The sequence below is a fragment of the Devosia salina genome (assembly GCF_019504385.1).
Lineage (GTDB): Bacteria > Pseudomonadota > Alphaproteobacteria > Rhizobiales > Devosiaceae > Devosia > Devosia salina.
This window is the reverse complement of record NZ_CP080590.1, coordinates 2994073-3013075: the sequence shown is the minus strand read 5'-3', so window position 1 is coordinate 3013075 and position 19003 is coordinate 2994073. Positions and strand designations below refer to the sequence as shown.

Here is a 19003-nt window from a genome sequence, read left to right as displayed (position 1 = left end):
GCACCCGCCGGCCGGGCCGGCGGGTGCAAGCATTTGGCCTATTGAACGGCAGCGCCGACGGTGCTGTCCCAGCCGCTGGTGATCGTGGCCTTGTTGGCGTTCTGCTCTTCGATGCTGGGGAACACGGCCTTGGCATAGTTTTCGGCCGCGGGGAGCTTCGCCATCAGGTCGTCCGGCAAGACACCGGCTTCTGCCATGGCACTGAAGCGGATCGGGTGGCAGTAGCCCGCGAGCCAGCCGAGTTGGCCTTCGTCGGAATAGAGGTACTCCATCCAGAGCTTGGCCGCATTGGGGTGGGGCGCATAGGCCGAGATGGCCTGGACATAGACGCCGGCTACGACGCCATCGGACGGAACGACGACGTCGATCGGCGGGTTGCCGTTGAGGTTGTCGCGGGCGGCCAGCAGATTGTAGTCCCAGTTGATGGCGATCGGGGTCGTGCCCTGGGCAATGGCGGCGGCTTCAGCGTCGACGGGCACGAAATTGCCCTTGTCGTTGAGAGCCTTGAAGTATTCGAGGCCCGCCTGGGCTGCGACGTCAGCAGCAGCACCCGTGGAAAGACCAGCGGCGTAGACGGACATGATGGCATTGTTGGCGGTGCGCGGGTCGCCGGCCAGAGCGACGGAATTGGCAAACTCGTCCTTCATCAGGTCAGCCCAGGACATGGGGTTGTCGCCGGTGATGATGTCCTTGTTGATGCCGAAGGCGAGCACGCCGTAGTAGTCGCCGTACCAGAAGCCATCAGCGTCCTTGGCATCGTCCGGAATCTCATCCCAGGTCGAAACCTTGTAGGCCTGCAGCAGGCCCTCGTCCTTGGCCTGCGGGCCAAAAGCGAGGCCGATATCGAGAACGTCGGGAGCCTGCGGACCGGTATTGCCCTTGTTGGCGCGGACGGCTTCGAGTTCGTCAGCCGAACCGGCATCGGGATTCAGTTCATTGACCGTGATGCCCGGATACTTGGCCTTGAAGCCATCGATCACGCCGCCATAGTTGCACCAGGAATGGGGCAGGGCGATCACGGTAAGCTGACCTTCGGCCTTGGCCGCTTCATAAAGCGCGTCGATATCGGTCTGGGCGAAGGCCGGAGCGGAAAGGCTCAGTACAGCCAGCAGCGATACCGATGTAGACAGTGCAGACTTGAACGTCATTTTTGACTCCCTGGATGATCCCTTAGGCCTGCCGTTCTGTGGCGGACCCGGCGATATGGCGAGGGAGTAGAGGGGGTGGATGACAGTGGGATGACGATGTCGTGACGAAGTGATTGCGCCCTCCGGGCTCCTAAATCGCCCGGCAATCCAGTCCTTTCGCCGAACTGCTCATCTCCCACGCCCTCCCGTCGCCAGACGAGATTGGCTCTTTGTGACACTTTTGTCCATACGGTCAAAAATCAGACGTGCGTCACTGGCGGACGGGCCCCGAGCTTTCGCGCAAGACCAGTTCCACGGGCCACAGCTCGTGGATGTCTGCGGGCGACTTGCCGGCCAGGATCTGGGTGATCAGTTCGGCGATGCGGGTCCCTGCCTGGCGGATGGAAGACCGGGTCGTCGACATGGTCGGATACATATTGTCGGCGTTGAGATAGGGGAAGACGTCGTCATGGGCGATCATGGACACGTCCGAGCCCAGTTGCAGCCCGGCCTGGCGGATGGCGCGAAAGACCCCGAGCGCCGTCATCATCGAGCCGGCGAGAAACGCCGTTGGCCGGGGGCGCAATTCGAGCATGGCCTGGGCCATGCGGAAGGCGATTTCGTCGGTGAAGGCGGAGTTGCCGAGCAGGGCAGGGTCAACCGGCACGCCACGGGCGGTCAGGGCTGCGCGGTATCCGATCTCGCGATGTTCGGCAAAGGTGCGTCCCTTGACCCCATTGAGCAGGGCAATGCGCTTGTGACCGAGGTCGAGCAGATGGCTGGTGGCGCGCTCCAGCGCGCTGGTATTGTCGATGTCGAGCCAGGCGACCGGCCGGCCGATATTGGTCCGCCCATGCAATACGAAGGGGACCTTGAGCTCCATCAGCAACTCGGCGCGTTCGTCGCTGATGGTGGGGGAGTGCAGAATGACCGCGTCGACCTTCTGGCTGGCCGCCAGACGCCGATAGGCTGCCAGCTCCTCCTGGTGACTGCCGACCGTCGAGACCAGCATGTCGATCTCCTGACTCGCCATATAGCTGCCGACGCCGGAAAGGAATTCGGACATATGCGGGCCCAGCTCGTCGGCGCCGCGCAGCACCAGGCCGACCGCGCCGGCGCGGCCCGTGGCCAGGCGCAGGGCGCTGGCATTGGGGCGATAGCCGAGCAGAGTGGCGGCCTCGGCCACGCGCCGCCGCGTGGCTTCGTTCACTTCGGGATAGCCGTTGAGTGCACGGCTGACCGTGGTTTGCGACAGGCCGAGATGCTCGGCGAGGTCTTTCAATCTCATAGCGGCGATACGGCCCACACGGTCTGACGCTCCCGGTTCGCTGTCTCGCTGGTCTCGCCAGAAAGCCGGTCGATGCAGCCCTTAGGGCAGGCGGTCCCTTTTGAACAGGGGTTCACGCCATTCTCCTCCTGCCGCCATTCAAAGCGATTTCAAATTTTGAAGCAAGAGGCCGAAATCGTTTCAGATTCTGTGAGGTTCGTACGTCAGGCTGAAAAGGCATATTTTTGACCGCTACGCGCCGGTCGAATTTTCAAGCCACTGAATCTAAACGGCAAATTCCGACGCTGGCGGAAAAGTTCGCAGAAACCTAAGGGGCGGCGCTTGACAGAGTTTCGGGGCTCTGGTTCCTTACCTTCCAAAGCGCTTTAAAACTGAACGGCAAAAATCGGTTCAGCGGGGTGCTTTTAAGGGGGAGGAGAACTGGCTCTGCGTCATGGCGCGGAGTCCGTGCAACGCGCCTCTCCCGTGACGTGTTACTTTCGGGAGGATTTCCAATGAAATTGAAGACGCTGCTCGTTTCGATGATGGCGAGCGTTACCCTGGTGGCCGGCGTGGCCCAGGCAGCCGAGCTGTCGATCGTTTCCGGCGACACCGGCAATGGCCTGGCGTTCCTGCGCAGCCAGCTCGACCGCTTCGAGGCGGAAACCGGCCACACCGTGACCGTGGTGCCGATGCCCTCGTCGACCACTGACCAGTTCGGCCAGTATCGTCTGTGGCTTGCTGCCGGCAATACCGACATCGACGTCTATCAGACCGACGTGATCTGGGCTCCCCAGCTCGCCGATCAGTTCCTCGACCTGACCGAGGCGGCCAAGGACGTCGTGGGGAACCACTTCCCCTCGATCATCGAGTCGCAGACCGTTGACGGCAAGCTGGTTGCCCTGCCTGCCTTCACCGACGCCCCGGCTCTCTACTACCGCAAGGACCTGCTCGAGAAGCATGGCAAGTCGGTGCCCGCGACCTGGGCCGAGCTCGAAACCACCGCCAAGGAAATCATGGATGCCGAACGTGCCGAGGGCAATTCGGAAATCTGGGGTTTCGTGTTCCAGGGCAATGCCTATGAAGGCCTGACCTGCGACGCCCTGGAATGGGTCATGTCCAATGGCGGCGGCCAGATCGTGGAAGCCGACGGCACCATTTCGGTCAACAACGAACAGGCTGCTGCCGCGATCGATCGCGCTGCTGGCTGGGTCGGGACCATCGCGCCTGAAGGCGTGCTGGCCTATATGGAAGAAGAAAGCCGTGGTGTCTGGCAGCTCGGCAATGCCGTGTTCATGCGCAACTGGCCCTATGCCTATGCTCTGGGTAACGGCGCCGACTCGGCCGTGGCCGGCAAGTTCGACGTCGCTCCGCTGCCGGCAGGCGACGGCGAAGGCGCGCGTTCGGCGGCAACGCTTGGTGGCTGGAACATGGCCGTTTCCAAGTACTCGCCCGATCCGGAAGCTGCCATCGAGCTGGTGAAGTTCCTGGCTTCGGAAGAAGTCCAGAAGGAACGCGCCATCAAGCAGTCCAACCTGCCGACCATTCCGTCGCTTTATGAAGATGCCGACGTTCTGGCTGCCTCCCCGTTCATGGCGAACTGGAAGGCCATCTTCGAGCAGGCCGTGCCGCGTCCGTCCGCTCCGACCAAGACCGACTACAACGAGGTCTCCTCGCTGTTCTGGAGCGCGGTGCACGACACCCTGGCCGGCAATGGCTCCGCCGCCGAGAACCTTGAAGTTCTCGAGGCCGACCTGCAGGACCTCAAGGGCGACGCCTGGTAAGTCCTCCCGGCAGCCCAAGTGAGTGGGCGGCCGGGGTTTCCCGGCCGCCCACTTCGCGCAATACTGAGACGCAAATAGGGAGGAGGCGATCATGGCAACCGACGCATTGGCGCCCATGGCGCAGACAGCCGCGCCCAAGATGAAGTCGGAACTGCTGCAGCAACGTATTCGCGCGGCACGCTGGTTCCTCGTTCCCATGCTGATCGCCCTGGCGATCGTCGCCGGATGGCCGCTGCTGCGTTCCATCTGGTTTTCGTTTACCGATGTGACCCTGAACGATCTCTATGGCGCGGAGTGGGTCGGCTTCAGCAATTATCTGCGCTGGCAGGTGCTCGAGAGCGGCACCGTGCGCTATCGTGGCGTTCTGGCGGACCCGGCCTGGTGGAATGCGGTTTGGAATACCGTGCGTTTCGCCTTCTGGTCGGTCGCGTGGGAAACCGTGCTCGGCATGGTCGTGGCGCTGGTGCTCAATGCCGAATTCCGTGGCCGCGGCATTGTGCGCGCCGCCATCCTGATCCCCTGGGCCATTCCCACCATCGTTTCTGCCAAGATGTGGAGCTGGATGCTCAACGACCAGTTCGGCATCATCAATGACCTGGGCATGAAGCTGGGCCTCCTCAGTGCCCCCGTTGCCTGGACCGCGTCTGCCGATACCGCCATGACCGCAGTGCTCATCGTCGATATCTGGAAGACCACGCCCTTCATGGCGCTTCTGATCCTGGCGGGTCTGCAGATGATCCCCAAGGACATCTATGAGGCCGCCGATATCGATGGCGTGCATCCGGTCAAGCAGTTCTTCCGCATCACCCTGCCGCTGGTTCGTCCGGCCCTGATGGTGGCGATCATCTTCCGCGTGCTCGACGCGCTGCGCATCTTCGACCTGATCTACGTGCTGACGCCGAACTCCTCGTCGACGAAGACGATGTCGGTGCTGGCCCAGGAAAACCTGTTCCAGTTCAACAACTTCGCCGAGGGTTCGACGCAATCGACCCTGTTGTTTCTGCTGATCGCGATCTTCACCATCCTCTATATCTGGCTGGGCAAGGTCAATTTCGAAGGGGGAGACCGCTGATGGGCGCGACCTTCGACCTGTGGAAGCTGACCAAGACCGCGCTGTTCTACGCGCTGGTGGTGTTCATCGTGGTGGTGTCGGTATTCCCGTTCTACTACGCCATCCTAACCAGCCTCAAATCCGGCACGGACCTGTTCCGCGTCACCTATTGGCCGACCTCGTTCAGCCTCGACAATTTCCGGCAGGTGTTCAGCCAGGGGGCCTTCCCGCGCAACCTGCTCAACTCGGTCTTCGTGGCCAGCGTCACCGTCATCCTGGCGTTGTTCCTGGCGATCACGGCATCATTCGCCCTGAGCCGCGTGCGGTTCCGCGGGCGCAGCCTGCTGCTGATGACGATCCTGGCCGTGTCGATGTTCCCGCAGATCGCGGTGCTGGCAGGCCTGTTCGAGGTGATCCGGTTCCTGGGCATCTACAACACGCCCTGGGCCCTGATCTTCGCCTATACGATCTTCACGCTGCCGTTCACCGTCTGGGTGCTGACCACCTTCATGCGCGACCTGCCGGTGGAGATCGAGGAAGCGGCCATTGTCGATGGCGCCTCGCCATGGGTCATCATCACCCAGGTGTTTATGCCGCTGATGTGGCCGGCATTGGTGACCACCGGCCTTCTGGCCTTCATCGCGGCCTGGAACGAGTTCCTGTTCGCCCTGACCTTCACCGTTTCCAACGACACCCGCACGGTGCCGGTGGCCATCGCGCTGCTCTCGGGCGGTTCGCAATATGAAATCCCGTGGGGCATCATCATGGCCGCCTCGGTGGTCGTGACCGTACCGCTGGTGGCACTGGTGCTCGTCTTCCAGCGCAAGATCGTCAGCGGGCTGACCGCCGGCGGCGTCAAGGGCTAAAGGAGTAACGCCAAATGGCATCAATCGAACTTCGCAACATCCGCAAGTCCTTCGGCGCCGTGAACGTCATCAAGGGCGTCGATCTGGAAGTGCGCAAAGGCGAATTCATGGTCTTTGTCGGTCCCTCGGGCTGCGGCAAGTCCACCCTGCTGCGGCTGATCTCGGGCCTTGAGGACATCACCTCGGGCGAGATGCTGTTCGACGGCAAGGTGGTCAATGCACTGACGCCGTCCAAGCGCGGCATCGCCATGGTGTTCCAATCCTATGCGCTTTATCCGCATATGACGGTCTATGAGAACATGGCGTTCGGGCTGAAGCTGGAAAAGGGCCACAGCAAGGACGAGATCCGCCAGCGGGTCGAGAAGGCCGCCGACATGCTGCAGATCCGGCAATATCTGGATCGCCTGCCCAAGCAGCTGTCGGGCGGGCAGCGTCAGCGCGTTGCCATCGGCCGGGCGATCACCCGCGATCCGAAGGTGTTCCTGTTCGACGAGCCGTTGTCCAACCTGGATGCGGCGCTGCGCGTGGCGACCCGCATCGAGATCGCCAAGCTGCATGAGAGCATGGACAATGTCACCATGATCTATGTGACGCATGACCAGGTCGAGGCGATGACGCTGGCGGACCGCATCTGCGTGCTGCGCGATGGGCTGGTGGAGCAGGTGGGCACGCCCATGGAGCTCTACGAAAAGCCGGACAGCATTTTCGTGGCTGGCTTTATCGGTTCGCCGAAGATGAACTTCATCACCGGCGAGAAGGCGGCCGCGTTCAACTGCACGACGCTGGGCATTCGTGGCGAGCACATGCTGGTCAAGGATGACGGCATCTGGGAAGGCGAGGTCATCCACACCGAAAACCTGGGTGCGGATGCCTATGTCTATCTCGAGATGGGCCAGGAGGAGCCGATTGTGGTGCGTCTCGAAGGCGCGGCGAGCTATCACAGCGGCGCCAAATTGCGCGTGTCGCCCATGGAGGACCGGATCCACCGTTTCGACGACGCCGGCAAGCCGATCCGCTAGAAGGGCGACGCCATGTCGCGGCCGGTCCGCCCCGCGGCGGGCTGGCGAAATCAAACGGGAAGTGGCCATATCATGGTCACTTCCATCCTTGATATGACGGCGGGACCGGCCGGGCCGGCGCGCCGCTTCGTTCAGAGAATTGCGAACGTGGCCACGAGTTGCGTTCCATAGACCGCGAGGGCCGGCGGCCTCCCAAACGGCCGGACCCTGGCACCCGAAAATTCAGGAGATATCCATGCCTATCCGTACCCTGGTCTGGGGCGAGAACGTCCACGAGCAAAAGAACAAGGTTGTCGCCGAGAACTACCCGAACGGCATGCATAACCAGATCGCGTCGCTGCTGAAGCAGGACGCCAATATTTCGGTCAAGACCACGACCCTGCAGGAGCCCGAGCACGGCTGCACCGAGGCGGCGCTGGCTGAAACCGACGTGCTGGTCTGGTGGGGCCATGCCGCCCATGACAAGGTCGATGACGTCGTGGTCAAGCGCGTCATGGAGCATGTCTGGCAGGGCATGGGCCTGATCGTGCTGCATTCGGGCCATCACTCGAAGGTCTTCAAGGGCCTGATGGGGTCGCCCGCCAACCTGCACTGGCGTGAAGCGGGCGAGCGCGAGCGCCTGTGGGTCGTTAATCCCGGCCACCCGATCGCCAAGGGCCTGCCGGCCTATTTCGAGCTCGAATACGAAGAAATGTACGGCGAGCCCTTCACCGTGCCGGAGCCGCTCGAGACGGTGTTTGTGTCCTGGTTCCAGGGCGGCGAAGTGTTCCGCTCCGGCCTGACCTATCGCCGGGGTGCGGGCAATATCTTCTATTTCCGCCCCGGCCATGAGACCTACCCGACCTATCACGATGCCAATGTGGGCCAGGTGCTGCGCAATGCGGTGAACTGGGCCTATCAGGGCGATCGTCACGCGCATCTGATGAAGGCGCCGAACACACCGGTCGCCGAGGCCATCGAGAAGATCGAGGAGCGCGGCGCCAAGCTTTCGGCCGCAGACCATGCAGGCGAAGTGAAGAAATAGGTCCGATAATCGTCATTGCCCGGTTGCCGGGCAATGACGGGACGAGTTGGGTGCTCCAGGAGCGGGCGCCCGGTAACGACAAGCGGGGGCTGCTGCCCCAGGGAATGACACTATGCGTATCCTCATTCTGGGTACCGGCGGCATGGCCAATACGCATGCCAAGAACTTTGCGAGCATCGAGGGGGTGACCCTGGCGGGCGGGGTCGATGTCGATCCCGCGCGCGTCGAGGCGTTTTGCGCGGCGCACAATATCGAGCGGGGCTTTGGTTCGCTCGATGCGGCGCTGGCCTGGGGCGATTTCGACGCCGTGGCCAATGTGACGCCAGACAGCGTACATTATCCCACCACCATGGCCGCGCTCGCGGCCGGCAAGCATGTGTTCTGCGAGAAGCCACTGGCGACCGACCATGCCCGCGCCATGGAAATGACCGAGACCGCCGAGCGGCTCGGTCTGGTCAATATGGTGAACCTGACCTATCGCAATGTCGCGCAGCTTCAGAAGGCGCGCGAGATCGTGCAGTCCGGGCAGGTGGGTACGGTCAAGCATTTCGAAGCCAGCTATCTCCAGAGCTGGCTGGTCTCGAAGGCCTGGGGCGACTGGCGCACCGAAAGCCAGTGGCTGTGGCGCCTCTCCAAGAAGCACGGCTCCAATGGTGTGCTGGGCGATATCGGCGTGCACATCCTGGATTTTGCGGCCTATGGCGCCGGTAGTGACTTTTCGAAAGTGTTCTGCCGGCTGGAGACCTTCGACAAGGCGCCGGGCAACAGGATTGGCGAGTATGACCTCGATGCCAATGACAGCTTCGCCATGACCGCGCAGCTCGAAAACGGCGCGCTGGGCGTGGTGCATGCCTCGCGCTGGGCCACCGGCCATTTCAATGAACTGCGCCTGCGCGTCTATGGCGAGAAGGGCTCGGTAGAGGTGCAGCACCGGCACGACTGGTCCAAGCTATTCACCTGCCTGGGCCCGGATGTGGAAACCGGGACCTGGACCGAGGTGGAGGTGGAGCCGGTGCCCACCAATTATCAGCGCTTCGTGGATGCCTGCCGTGTGGGCAAGAACCTCGAGCCCAGCTTCCGCCACGCCACCAACATCCAGAAGGTGCTGGATATGGCGACGGTCACCGACCGGGATCGCTCGGAGCACACGGTTTAGGATCGCTTGCGTGAAAAAAGGCCCCGGCGTCAGCCGGGGCCTTTTCTATTGAACCCGAAGGATTTCGGATCAGCCGCGATCGTCAACATAGACGATGACCGACCCGTCGGCCTTGGTCTTGAGGCTCACCACGTCCTCGGCGGCATAGCCCTCGGCTTCCAGTTCGGCCATGATGGCGGCATTGTCCGAAACGCGCGCGTGCAGGCCGGCCTGAGCATCGGCATTTGCCGTCAGCTCGTTGTCGAGAGCAGCAGCCTCTGTCTCGGCATTGCCCTGCAACGACGAGATGGTCACGATGGTGATGTCGGTGTCCTCGGTGATGGCGCTGAGATCGAGATCGGCGTTGGCCTTGATCGAGGCCATGACCGAGCCATAGCTGTCATCCGCCGCATCGGCCGAGGCGTTCGCATTGGCATTGGCATTGGCGTTCACGCCGGCATCGGCGCTGGCATCGTCCGTGTCGACACCGACATTGGCGCCGGCATCGGTACCCGCATCCACGTTAACGCCATCTTCCGAGGCGTCGAGGCTGGCATCGACACCAGCATTGGCGCCGGCATCGGCCTGGGCGGTCAGAATTTCGGAATCGACGGCAATGCCTGCGCCGGCCTTCAGGTCCAGCGCGGAATTTGCAGCGATGGCCGGAAGGGCGCTCGAGGCGAACAGTGCGGCGATGGTGGTGGCGATAATGGTCTTCTTCATAATCGGAACTCCATTGTGGGATGTGCCCCCCACTTGAACAGCCCCACAACGACCCGACCCTGTGATGGTTGCGACACGATCGATCACGATGGCTGATCAAATTTTCCGATCGCCTTGCAACCTGCTGGGAAAGTACCAACTTCCTGACCGACAAAGGAGTTTGGGCATGGGCATCATCTGGGCCATCATCATTGGATTTCTCGCTGGGCTGATCGCCAAGTGGATCACGCCGGGCGATCACAAGCCGCGCGGCTTCATCCTCACTACCGTGTTGGGCATTGTCGGCTCGGTGCTGGCCACCTGGCTCGGCCAACAGGTCGGCTGGTACAATTCCGGCGATGGGGCCGGTTTCATCGCCTCGATCCTGGGCGCAGTGATCATCCTGCTGGCCTGGGGTCAGCTGGCGCGCCGGGCCTGACCGGCCATTGCGTTTCGCCTGTAAACCGGTCCAAGAACAAGAAGAAAGGGCGCCCGCGGGGGCGCCCTTCGTTTTCGCGGATGGATCAGGCCTTACTTCACGATGGTGATGCGACCATCGGTGAAGGGCGTATATTCGCCACCCAGTCCGGCGATGTAGTCGGCCAGGACCTGCTCCAGCGGCGGGCCGAAGTCATAGGCATTGTCGCCTTCGGCGAAGGTGCCATAGCCGTCGCCACCACCACGCATGTAGTTATTGGTGACGATGGTGTAGGTGGCCTCTTCGTCGATCGGAGCGAAGCTATCGCCCGAGCCGACCATGACATCGCTGATGCGCTCGCCAGCCGGCTTGGTCAGGTCGGCGGTATATTTCAGACCTGCGACCTGCGGGAAGCGGCCGGCACCGTTTTCGACATCGCTGACGCCGTTTTCGAGGGCATCGATCACGTCGGCACCCGAGATATCGACGGTGGCCAGGGTGTTGGAGAAGGGCAGGACGGTGACCACCTCACCCATGGTGATGTCGCCTGCATCGATGGAAGCGCGCAGGCCGCCACCGTTCTGGATGGCGATCTTGACACCCTGGTCGGCAACGCGATCGAGCATGGCTTCGGCCACCAAATTGCCCATGGAGCATTCCATGGCCCGGCAGACGTCACGCGAGCCTTCGATCGCATCGGTGGCGGTGCCGATGACTTCGCCCATGGCTTCTTCGATCGGCGCGGCCAGTGCTGCCAGCTGGGTCTTGAAGTCCTCGTTGCCGGTGACCGAGGCGTCGATCAGGTAGGGTTCGCCCTCGGCCTTGATGACATTGCCCTCGTCATCCCAGGTGATGGCGATGTCGCCCAGATGCTTGCCATATTGGTTGGCCTGGACCACCGGCACCTCGACCCCCTCGGGATTGGTGACCATGGTGGGGTAGGGGCCGGCCGCCTTTTCGTCGGTATTGGACAGCAGCGTATGGCTGTGGCCACCCACGATCACATCGACCAGCGGCAGGGCGGCAGCGACTTCCATGTCCTGATTGTAGCCGATATGGCTGAGGAGGATGATCTTGTTGATCCCCGCCGCGTCCAGGGCCTCGGATGCGCCGCGGACATATTGGATGACATTGGTGAATTCGACATCGTCGCCGGGCGAGGAAATTTCCGGCGTGTCCTCGGTGGTGGCGCCGATGATGCCGATCTTCTCGCCGCCAACTTCCACGACGATCGAACCCTTGATCTTGCCGGCAAGGTTCTCGTCCCGGGTCACGTCGAAATTGCCGCCGATGATGGGGAAATCGGCCGCTTCGATGAACTTCATGAACTCTTCGGGGCCGTCGTCGAATTCGTGATTGCCCGTGGCCACCACGTCGAAGCCCATCTGGTTGAAGAAGTCGGAAACGACCTTGGACTTGTAGGTGGTGTAGTAGAGCGAACCCTGGAAATTGTCGCCGGCCGAGAGCAGGAGCGAATTGCCCGATTCATGCTTGGCGCGGGTGTCGTCGATGATGGTCTTGAGGCGGGCAATGCCGCCGAAGCATTCACCGGCAGCGTCGGTTTCGGCATCGCAGTTGGAATCGGTGCCGGTGATCGGGTCGAAGCGGGAGTGGAAGTCGTTGATATGCAGAATGTTCAGCGTGAACTCGGCATAGGCGGCCGTGGAGAACCCGGCGCAGAGCGTGAGCGCGGTTGCGCCCAGGAGCAGTTTCTTCATCCCTGATGTCCCTTTTTGCTTTTTGCGTTCGACGTTACCTCCGCCGGTCCGGCCATGACGCCTCTTGGGCCGTCCAGCAGCGTCGCCGAACAGTTAAACAGGTAATTGTGACAGTGGAAAGTGGACCTTTTGGTCAAATTTCCTGACCCATGGACGCAATGAGCCCAAGGCGCGGTCCGCGTAAACGTGCCCGCAAGGGTTAGCGCGTATTGCTGGTGCATGTCGTCTTGTTATGCCGAGTGAAACCGAAGATGAGCGTTGCCCTGGAAAGCCTGATGCGCGAGCCGCCCCAAATGCGCGCCACCGAACGGTCGGGGGGCGGCCTTGTGTCCTTTCTCCTGATTGGTGGCGGGGCGGCGGGCAGCTTTGTCATTCTGAGCAGCCTGATGGTGGCGCTGCTGCCCATGGTGGAAGGCTGGATCGTCAGCGCCGCCTGCTACGCTGTGTTCATCCTGCCCGTCTACCTGCTGCATCGGCGGTTCACTTTCGCCTCGGACGCCGCGCATTGGCAGGCCTTGCCGCGCTATGTGGCGGTGCAGATGATGGCGCTGGCGCTGGCAGCGCTGTTCAGCTTCGTCTTCCATGGAACCCTGGCCCTGCCCAGCCTGCCCGCGGCCATGCTGGTGATCGCGCTGACTTCGGGCGTCAATTATCTGGTGCTCAAGGGCTGGGCCTTTGCCTTTGCCCGTCGCCTGGAGACTGTCCCCGCATGAGCCGGTTACATCCGGGCAAGCAGGTGCTCAATGCCGTTCATGGCGCGCTGATCTTCGGGCGCCGCGTCGAGGCACTCGCCGACGCCCTGGCTGCGGCGATACCGGCGGGTCCCGGCCGGGTCCTCGACCTGGGCTGCGGCGACGGGCAGGTTGCCGTGGCGCTGATGCAGCGGCGGCCGGAACTGGGCGTGGAAGGCGTCGATGTGCTGGTGCGGCCCGTCACCCATATCCCGGTCACGCAATACGACGGCCAGACCCTGCCTTTTGCCGACCAGAGCTTTGACCACGTCACCATTGTGGATGTGCTGCACCATACCGATGACCCTGCGGCCGTGCTGGCAGAGGCGGCGCGGGTGGCGCGGCAGAGCGTGGTCATCAAGGATCATCTGCGCGAGGGCCTGCTGGCCGGGCCGACGCTGCGGCTGATGGATTGGGTGGGCAATCGCGGGCATGATGTGCGCCTGCCCTATAATTATCTCGATGCCGGGCAGTGGGCGGCGGCCTTCGATCGGGCCGGCCTGGCGGAGGCGCAATCCCAAGAGAAACTGGGACTTTACCCCGCGCCACTGAACTGGGCGTTCGAGCGGCGCCTGCACTTCGTGAAGCGGATGGTGCACATCAATCGCGCCTGACGGGCTTACAATACCGGCTCACTCGGGTATTCTCCGCGCCGTTCGATTTGCGGGGAAATGCTCATGCGCAGTGCTTTGATCGTCTATGGCGGCTGGGAAGGTCACGACCCGGAAGAATGCGCCACCATCTATCGCCGGTGGCTGCACGAGGACGGGTTTTCCGTAAGGACCGCCACCGAAACCAGCGCCTTTGCCGACCCCGCCATTGCCGAATTGTCGCTGATCATTCCGATCTTCACCATGAGCAAGATTGCCAAGGAAGAGGTCGAGAACCTCACCAAGGCCGTCGAGAATGGCGTCGGTCTCGCCGGTCACCATGGCGGCATGAGCGACGCCTTCCGCGAATCCGTCGATTACCAGTTTATGGTGGGCGGGCAATGGGTGGCTCATCCGGGCAATATCATCGACTACACGGTCGAGGTCTCCAAGCCGGATGATCCGATCATGGCCGGCATCAAGCCGAGCTTCCCCTACACTTCCGAGCAATATTACATGCATGTCGACCCCTCCAACGAGGTGCTGGCAACGACCACCTTCAGCGGCGAGCATGCCTGGTGGATCGAGGGAGTGAAGATGCCGGTGGTGTGGAAGCGCCATCATGGCAAGGGCCGCGTGTTCCATATGACGCTGGGACATCGGGCCAAGGAGTTCGAGAACTCGAACATGGCCACGATCATGCGCCGCGGCATGAACTGGGCGGCCCGCGACGAGTAGTCTATCCTACCAGCGCAGCAGGTATCGCCCGATGAGGGCGCCGAGCAGTGCGGTCAGGGCGATGCCGAGTGAATACCAGACCGCCATGAACATCATGCTGGTCTCGCCGCAATAAAAGGCATAGGCGGCAGCTCCGAAGCCGCCGGCCAGCAGGCCGGCTGCGCCCCCGGCCAAGGTCGGCGAAGCGGGCGCAAAGCGTCGCATGGCGCCCAGCAGCAGCGCCAGCAGGGGCGCGGCGGTCAGGATGATCAGCCAGGGGCAGACCAGGGCGGTTCCGCCCATCAGCACCGGCATGGCCCAATCGGCCTGCATCCAACCCATCGTGCCCACCATCAGCGCCAGGACGGCCAGGGCGCCGGCAGCCACCAGGGGCCAGAGCAGGCGACGATCGGGACGAGAGAGCGCAGGAACCGCTACGAGGCCCAGCAGGCCCAGGGCCAGCGTATAGGCCAGTTTGCCCCAGAACATCATGCTGCCCCAGGCGCCGCCAAAGGGGCGGCCAAAGACCAGGTCGAGCAGGAGGGGGCCGACCAGCACCGTGCCGGCAAGGCCGATTGCCAAAGCAATCCAGAGACGTCGTTCCAGCGCGTACGGGGCAATGGGCTTGAGCTCGGCCGTGAGGTTGGCGATGAGGTCGTCAGTCATTTCTCGCCTCCGGCAAAGCGCGCCATCAGCGATTTCAGGCCGCGATGGATCGACACCTTGGCTGCGGTCTCGGTCATGCCGTGGCGCGCCGCGGCTTCGGCAACGCTGGCGCCTTCCAGGCGGGTCTGGCGGATAAGGTCGGCGGTGCGATCCGAAACGGTGGAGAGAGCGGCCTCGACATCGTGCCTGTCGGCGGCATTGGCACTGTCGTCGGTGGCAAAGACCGGTGCGTCATCATCGAGTTGAACGGTCGGCCGGATGGCGTGGCGGCGGACATGATCGACGAATTTGTGGTGCGCGATGGCATGCAGCCAGGCGGTGAAGGGCCGCGAGCGGTCGTAGGTCATGCGCCGTCGATGCACGGCCAGCAGGGTTTCCTGCACGAGATCCTCCGCATGCGAAGCGTGGGCGGCGCTCAGGCGCCGCGTGAAATAGGGGCGAAGGTGCCGGCCGAGGTCGGACAATAGCGCGCGATAGGCCACGGCATCGCCCTCGAGCGAGGCCAGCATCAGGCTGCGCAGGCGCTCCTCGATCGGATCAGACTTCACCATTGCTTTCCATTCGCTGCGTCACACGACAAGGTTACACGCGCTTTTTGCCAGTAACCAGAGGCCGGTGCCGAACGAATAAACCATGACATTTCAGTGATGACCCGCACAGCTTTGCCGCGCTAGCGTAGCTATAGGGGAATGAGGGGTTCGGAGGAAGACCATGACGCCGCCACAGGAATTGCCGCCGACGCGCGGGCCGCTGGTCTATCGCCAGTCGATCTGGACGCGGCTGACCCACTGGACCTGGGCCATCTGCCTGTTCTTCCTGCTGCTCTCCGGGCTGCAGATCTTCAATGCCCATCCGGCGCTCTATATCGGCCAGCAGTCGGGCTTCGAGTTCGAGAACGCCATTCTCGAGATCGGGGCCGTGAACACGCCCGATGGGCCGCGCGGACAGACGACGCTGTTCGGGCAGACCTTCGATACTACCGGCGTCCTGGGCATGAGCGGCTCGGCCGAGCGGCCGCAATTTGTCGGTTTTCCTGGTGCAGTGACCATTCCATCCTTCCGCGACCTTGCCACGGGACGGGTGGTACACTTCTTCTTCGGCTGGATATTCGTCGCTGCGCTGTTCATCTGGTTCCTCGCCAGCTTCATCAACGGGCATCTGAGGCGCGATATCCTGCCCCGGGGCGCGGATCTGGGCGGGCTGCCGCGTGACGTCGTGGACCATGCGCGCTTTCGCCTCCACCATGGGCGGACCTACTCGCCGCTGCAGAAGCTGAGCTATTTCACCGTCTTCTTCATTCTCTTTCCGCTGATCATCCTGACCGGCCTCACCATGAGCCCCGGCATGGACGCTGCCTGGCCCTGGCTGCTGGATGTGTTCGGCGGGCGACAGACCGCGCGCACCATCCATTTCGTGGTGATGAGCCTATTGGTGCTGTTCTTCATCGTTCACATCATCATGGTGCTGTTGGCCGGGCCGCTCAACGAGTTGAGATCCATGATCACCGGCTGGTATCGCACGAGCCCGGGTATCCCGGCCGAAAAGGGAGACAGGCCATGAGCCGGCTCATTGTCAATCGCCGCAAGTTCCTTGCCGGCTCGGCCGCGCTCGGGTCGTCGCTGGCCCTGTCCGGCTGCAACCAGTTCGATTTTCTCGGGCAGCGCGGCAATCCCGTGCGCCAGGCGCTGGAGCAGGCCAATGTGCTGACCTATAGGGCGCAGCGCGCACTGATCGGCGACCAGGTGTTGGCGCGCGAATTCAGCGAAAGCGAAATTCGCCAGGGGCAGCGACCGAATGGTTCGACCGATCCGTCGACGCCGGAATATGCTTTCCTCAAGATGCAGAATTTCGAACCCTATCGCCTCACCATCAAGGGCATGGTCGAGCGCGAGGTGAGCTTCTCGCTGGCGGAGTTGCGCAACATGCCGGCCCGCACGCAGATCACCCGGCATGACTGCGTCGAGGGCTGGAGCTGCATCGCCAAGTGGACCGGTACGCCATTGGGGCCGGTGCTCGATCAGGCCGGCGTCAAGCCGGGCGCGCGCTACTGCGTCTACCACTGCTACGACAATATCCAGCGCAGCATCAGCGGCGACATCTTCTACTATGAAAGCTCGGACCTGATCGACGCCTATCACCCGCAGACCATCCTGGCCTATGGGCTGAACGATCAGGTGCTACCGGTGAGCAATGGTGCGCCCGTGCGCCTCAGGATCGAGCGGGCGCTGGGCTACAAGCAGCCCAAATACCTCCACACCATTGAACTGGTGGACGACCTGTCGCCCTTCGGGCAGGGCAAGGGCGGCTATTGGGAAGACAATGGCTATGACTGGTATGGCGGGATCTGACGCGGGACAAAGCCCCGCCCCCTTGAGGGGAGGGGTTGGGGTGAGGTGACGCCAGGGAACTTCTTCCGCACCCCACCCATGCGCCTGCCGCGCTTGCTATTTTTTGCCATCTCCCCCATATGAGCGGGACGTCGCGGCAAAATGGCCGTTGATGGACTTCTCTTCTTACTCAAGCGGTGAGCGGCGAAGTCGACCCGGATACCCAGCACTGCGGTCCGGGTTTGAGCCAGCACCCGCGCGATAATCCCTATCGCCCGATTGCAAAGTTGAAGACGCGCCAGTCGCATGAGCGGCGTGGCGCACGCGCGGTTTCGCGCACCACGAAAGACAAAAGTTTGACCGATTTCATTTCGCTCGGCCTGCCGACCCTGATCACCGACAGCCTGACTGCCAGCGGCTTCACCGAGCCCACCAAGATCCAGACCCAGGCCATCCCCAAGCTCATCGAGGGCCGGGACATGCTGGGCATCGCCCAGACCGGCTCGGGCAAGACGGCCGCCTTCGGCCTGCCGATCCTGGCCGGCATTCTGGGCCTTACCGGCCGTCCCCGCCCCATGACCACGCGCGCGCTGATCCTGGCGCCGACGCGTGAACTGGCGGTGCAGATCGACGAGAATATCCGCAAGTTCGCCGGCTCCAAGATGAAGCTCGACACCGTGCTCGTGCTGGGCGGGGTGTCGCGCTACCACCAGGTGCAGAAGATCGCCAAGGGTGTCGACGTCGTCGTGGCCACCCCGGGGCGCCTCAAGGACCTGCTTGACGACAACAAGATCCGCCTCAACGAAACCCGCTGGCTGGTGCTGGACGAGGCCGACCGCATGCTCGACATGGGCTTCATCGCCCCGGTGCGCGCCATCGCCAAGGCCATTGGCCTCAAGCGCCAGACCATGCTGTTCTCGGCCACCATGGCCGCCGAGGTCGAAGACCTGGCCAAGACCCTGCTCAAGGAGCCGATCAAGGTCGAGGCGGCGCCGCAGGGCTCCACCGTGGTCAAGATCGACCAGCGCGTGATCATGTCCGGCTCGAAGGCCAAGCGCGGCGTTCTCAATGACCTGCTCGCCGACGAGAAGGAAGGCATGGAGCGCGTCATCATCTTCTCGCGCACCAAGCATGGCGCCGACCGCGTGGCCAAGAACCTGGCCATCGACGGGCACGAGGCCGCCGCCATTCACGGCAACAAGAGCCAGAATGCCCGGCAGGCGGCCCTCAAGGGCTTTGCCAATGGCTCGGTGCGCATCCTCGTGGCGACCGATATCGCGGCGCGCGGCATCGATGTGACCGGCATCACCCATGTGGTGAACTACGAATTGCCTGACGATCCGGAGAATTATGTGCACCGCATCGGCCGCACGGGCCGCAACGGCGCCTCGGGCATTGCCATCACGCTGTGCGATGGTACCGAGAAGGGCAAGCTGCGCGATGTCGAACGGCTGATCCGGCGCACCCTGCCGGTTTCCGGTGACGTCAATCTGGTCGAAGAAGCGCCTGCCCCACGCCAGCCGCGCAACAATGCCGGTGCGCCCGCCGGTGCTCGTTCGGCGCGCAATCCCAAGCCCAACGGGCAGCGCAAGTTCAATACGCCACGTCCGGGCGGCGAGCGTGGTCGTGGCGGCGCGCCGCACGCGGCTGCGGATGGCGAACGCAATGGCCAGGTCAAGCATGTCCGTCGCGACCCCGAAACGGGCAAGCCATTGGGCAACAAGCCCGCTGGTGCCAAGAGCGGCAAGCCGCGCTGGTCCAAGGGCCAGCGGGACGCCGGCAAGGCCCGGCGCGCTTCCGCCAACGCCTGACGTCCGGCACGACTGCATGACAAGGGGTGGCCTTCTGGCCGCCCCTTTGC

Annotated in this window: 19 protein-coding genes; 13 read left to right on the top strand and 6 right to left on the bottom strand. The window is 63.0% G+C overall.

Annotation, left to right across the window (positions count from 1 at the left end; translation table 11 throughout):
* Window positions 1-38 precede the first annotated feature (38 nt).
* Together K1X15_RS14805 and K1X15_RS14800 are read right to left on the bottom strand one after the other, a co-directional pair.
* Window positions 39-1148 carry an ABC transporter substrate-binding protein gene (locus K1X15_RS14805; RefSeq protein WP_220304383.1) on the bottom strand — a complete coding sequence of 370 codons (1110 nt, stop codon included), beginning with the start codon at window positions 1146-1148 and terminating at the stop codon, window positions 39-41.
* A gap of 250 nt (window positions 1149-1398) precedes the next feature.
* Window positions 1399-2415: a substrate-binding domain-containing protein gene (locus tag K1X15_RS14800; RefSeq protein WP_220304382.1), complete on the bottom strand. Its 1017-nt coding sequence runs from the start codon at window positions 2413-2415 to the stop codon at window positions 1399-1401.
* Between the two features lie 494 nt (window positions 2416-2909).
* Between K1X15_RS14800 and K1X15_RS14795 the strand changes: the two genes are divergently transcribed.
* The 6 genes from K1X15_RS14795 (at window position 2910) to K1X15_RS14770 (ending at window position 9294) form a co-directional block, all read left to right on the top strand.
* Window positions 2910-4178: an ABC transporter substrate-binding protein gene (locus K1X15_RS14795; RefSeq protein ID WP_220304381.1), complete on the top strand. Its 1269-nt coding sequence runs from the start codon at window positions 2910-2912 to the stop codon at window positions 4176-4178.
* 91 nt (window positions 4179-4269) lie between these two features.
* On the top strand, window positions 4270-5250 hold the full coding sequence (locus tag K1X15_RS14790; protein ID WP_240549507.1) for a carbohydrate ABC transporter permease: 981 nt from the start codon (window positions 4270-4272) through the stop codon (window positions 5248-5250).
* Entirely contained in the window at window positions 5250-6095 is an 846-nt protein-coding gene (locus tag K1X15_RS14785) for a carbohydrate ABC transporter permease (RefSeq protein WP_220304380.1), read from the top strand. Before K1X15_RS14790 ends, K1X15_RS14785 begins: the two co-directional genes overlap by 1 nt.
* Window positions 6096-6109: 14 nt before the next feature.
* On the top strand, window positions 6110-7114 hold the full coding sequence (locus K1X15_RS14780; RefSeq protein WP_220304379.1) for an ABC transporter ATP-binding protein: 1005 nt from the start codon (window positions 6110-6112) through the stop codon (window positions 7112-7114).
* Between the two features lie 235 nt (window positions 7115-7349).
* Window positions 7350-8138, top strand: a complete 789-nt coding sequence (locus K1X15_RS14775; RefSeq protein ID WP_220304378.1) for a ThuA domain-containing protein — start codon at window positions 7350-7352, stop codon at window positions 8136-8138.
* 112 nt (window positions 8139-8250) lie between these two features.
* Entirely contained in the window at window positions 8251-9294 is a 1044-nt protein-coding gene (locus K1X15_RS14770; protein ID WP_220304377.1) for a Gfo/Idh/MocA family protein, read from the top strand.
* Window positions 9295-9363: 69 nt separating this feature from the next.
* Here K1X15_RS14770 and K1X15_RS14765 read toward each other — a convergent pair whose 3' ends face one another.
* Window positions 9364-9996, bottom strand: a complete 633-nt coding sequence (locus K1X15_RS14765) for a hypothetical protein (protein WP_220304376.1) — start codon at window positions 9994-9996, stop codon at window positions 9364-9366.
* 166 nt (window positions 9997-10162) lie between these two features.
* Here K1X15_RS14765 and K1X15_RS14760 point away from each other — a divergent pair, with 166 nt between their 5' ends.
* Window positions 10163-10414, top strand: coding sequence for a GlsB/YeaQ/YmgE family stress response membrane protein (locus K1X15_RS14760; protein WP_220304375.1), 252 nt, complete (start codon window positions 10163-10165; stop codon window positions 10412-10414).
* A 92-nt stretch (window positions 10415-10506) separates the two neighbouring features.
* Here the strand turns inward: K1X15_RS14760 and K1X15_RS14755 are convergent, their stop codons facing one another.
* On the bottom strand, window positions 10507-12111 hold the full coding sequence (locus K1X15_RS14755) for a bifunctional metallophosphatase/5'-nucleotidase (protein ID WP_220304374.1): 1605 nt from the start codon (window positions 12109-12111) through the stop codon (window positions 10507-10509).
* Between the two features lie 251 nt (window positions 12112-12362).
* Here K1X15_RS14755 and K1X15_RS14750 point away from each other — a divergent pair, with 251 nt between their 5' ends.
* The 3 genes from K1X15_RS14750 (at window position 12363) to K1X15_RS14740 (ending at window position 14170) form a co-directional block, all read left to right on the top strand.
* Window positions 12363-12824: a GtrA family protein gene (locus K1X15_RS14750; protein ID WP_220304373.1), complete on the top strand. Its 462-nt coding sequence runs from the start codon at window positions 12363-12365 to the stop codon at window positions 12822-12824.
* Window positions 12821-13456, top strand: coding sequence for a class I SAM-dependent methyltransferase (locus tag K1X15_RS14745; protein WP_220304372.1), 636 nt, complete (start codon window positions 12821-12823; stop codon window positions 13454-13456). The genes K1X15_RS14750 and K1X15_RS14745 overlap by 4 nt, the downstream gene beginning before the upstream one ends.
* A 63-nt stretch (window positions 13457-13519) precedes the next feature.
* Entirely contained in the window at window positions 13520-14170 is a 651-nt protein-coding gene (locus K1X15_RS14740) for a ThuA domain-containing protein (protein WP_220304371.1), read from the top strand.
* Window positions 14171-14176: 6 nt separating this feature from the next.
* On the opposite strand, the gene K1X15_RS14735 is transcribed toward K1X15_RS14740, so the two are convergent.
* Together K1X15_RS14735 and K1X15_RS14730 are read right to left on the bottom strand one after the other, a co-directional pair.
* Window positions 14177-14815: an NrsF family protein gene (locus K1X15_RS14735; protein ID WP_220304370.1), complete on the bottom strand. Its 639-nt coding sequence runs from the start codon at window positions 14813-14815 to the stop codon at window positions 14177-14179.
* Window positions 14812-15336: a sigma-70 family RNA polymerase sigma factor gene (locus K1X15_RS14730; protein ID WP_220307560.1), complete on the bottom strand. Its 525-nt coding sequence runs from the start codon at window positions 15334-15336 to the stop codon at window positions 14812-14814. The genes K1X15_RS14735 and K1X15_RS14730 overlap by 4 nt, the downstream gene beginning before the upstream one ends.
* Window positions 15337-15526: 190 nt before the next feature.
* Here K1X15_RS14730 and K1X15_RS14725 point away from each other — a divergent pair, with 190 nt between their 5' ends.
* The 3 genes from K1X15_RS14725 to K1X15_RS14715 all read left to right on the top strand — a co-directional run bounded on the left by K1X15_RS14725 (window position 15527) and on the right by K1X15_RS14715 (window position 18953).
* Window positions 15527-16375, top strand: coding sequence for a cytochrome b/b6 domain-containing protein (locus K1X15_RS14725; RefSeq protein ID WP_220304369.1), 849 nt, complete (start codon window positions 15527-15529; stop codon window positions 16373-16375).
* Window positions 16372-17163, top strand: coding sequence for a molybdopterin-dependent oxidoreductase (locus K1X15_RS14720; RefSeq protein WP_220304368.1), 792 nt, complete (start codon window positions 16372-16374; stop codon window positions 17161-17163). The genes K1X15_RS14725 and K1X15_RS14720 overlap by 4 nt, the downstream gene beginning before the upstream one ends.
* A gap of 335 nt (window positions 17164-17498) precedes the next feature.
* Window positions 17499-18953 carry a DEAD/DEAH box helicase gene (locus K1X15_RS14715; protein WP_240549506.1) on the top strand — a complete coding sequence of 485 codons (1455 nt, stop codon included), beginning with the start codon at window positions 17499-17501 and terminating at the stop codon, window positions 18951-18953.
* Window positions 18954-19003: the final 50 nt, after the last annotated feature.

What these genes read in the sequence shown, in the direction of transcription:
- K1X15_RS14805 (WP_220304383.1), bottom strand. Translation starts at nt 1,148, where the DNA reads ATGACGTTCAAGTCTGCACTGTCTACATCGGTATCGCTGCTGGCTGTA.
- K1X15_RS14800 (WP_220304382.1), bottom strand. Translation starts at nt 2,415, where the DNA reads ATGAGATTGAAAGACCTCGCCGAGCATCTCGGCCTGTCGCAAACCACG.
- K1X15_RS14795 (WP_220304381.1), top strand. Translation starts at nt 2,910, where the DNA reads ATGAAATTGAAGACGCTGCTCGTTTCGATGATGGCGAGCGTTACCCTG.
- K1X15_RS14790 (WP_240549507.1), top strand. Translation starts at nt 4,270, where the DNA reads ATGGCAACCGACGCATTGGCGCCCATGGCGCAGACAGCCGCGCCCAAG.
- K1X15_RS14785 (WP_220304380.1), top strand. Translation starts at nt 5,250, where the DNA reads ATGGGCGCGACCTTCGACCTGTGGAAGCTGACCAAGACCGCGCTGTTC.
- K1X15_RS14780 (WP_220304379.1), top strand. Translation starts at nt 6,110, where the DNA reads ATGGCATCAATCGAACTTCGCAACATCCGCAAGTCCTTCGGCGCCGTG.
- K1X15_RS14775 (WP_220304378.1), top strand. Translation starts at nt 7,350, where the DNA reads ATGCCTATCCGTACCCTGGTCTGGGGCGAGAACGTCCACGAGCAAAAG.
- K1X15_RS14770 (WP_220304377.1), top strand. Translation starts at nt 8,251, where the DNA reads ATGCGTATCCTCATTCTGGGTACCGGCGGCATGGCCAATACGCATGCC.
- K1X15_RS14765 (WP_220304376.1), bottom strand. Translation starts at nt 9,996, where the DNA reads ATGAAGAAGACCATTATCGCCACCACCATCGCCGCACTGTTCGCCTCG.
- K1X15_RS14760 (WP_220304375.1), top strand. Translation starts at nt 10,163, where the DNA reads ATGGGCATCATCTGGGCCATCATCATTGGATTTCTCGCTGGGCTGATC.
- K1X15_RS14755 (WP_220304374.1), bottom strand. Translation starts at nt 12,111, where the DNA reads ATGAAGAAACTGCTCCTGGGCGCAACCGCGCTCACGCTCTGCGCCGGG.
- K1X15_RS14750 (WP_220304373.1), top strand. Translation starts at nt 12,363, where the DNA reads ATGAGCGTTGCCCTGGAAAGCCTGATGCGCGAGCCGCCCCAAATGCGC.
- K1X15_RS14745 (WP_220304372.1), top strand. Translation starts at nt 12,821, where the DNA reads ATGAGCCGGTTACATCCGGGCAAGCAGGTGCTCAATGCCGTTCATGGC.
- K1X15_RS14740 (WP_220304371.1), top strand. Translation starts at nt 13,520, where the DNA reads ATGCGCAGTGCTTTGATCGTCTATGGCGGCTGGGAAGGTCACGACCCG.
- K1X15_RS14735 (WP_220304370.1), bottom strand. Translation starts at nt 14,815, where the DNA reads ATGACTGACGACCTCATCGCCAACCTCACGGCCGAGCTCAAGCCCATT.
- K1X15_RS14725 (WP_220304369.1), top strand. Translation starts at nt 15,527, where the DNA reads ATGACGCCGCCACAGGAATTGCCGCCGACGCGCGGGCCGCTGGTCTAT.
- K1X15_RS14720 (WP_220304368.1), top strand. Translation starts at nt 16,372, where the DNA reads ATGAGCCGGCTCATTGTCAATCGCCGCAAGTTCCTTGCCGGCTCGGCC.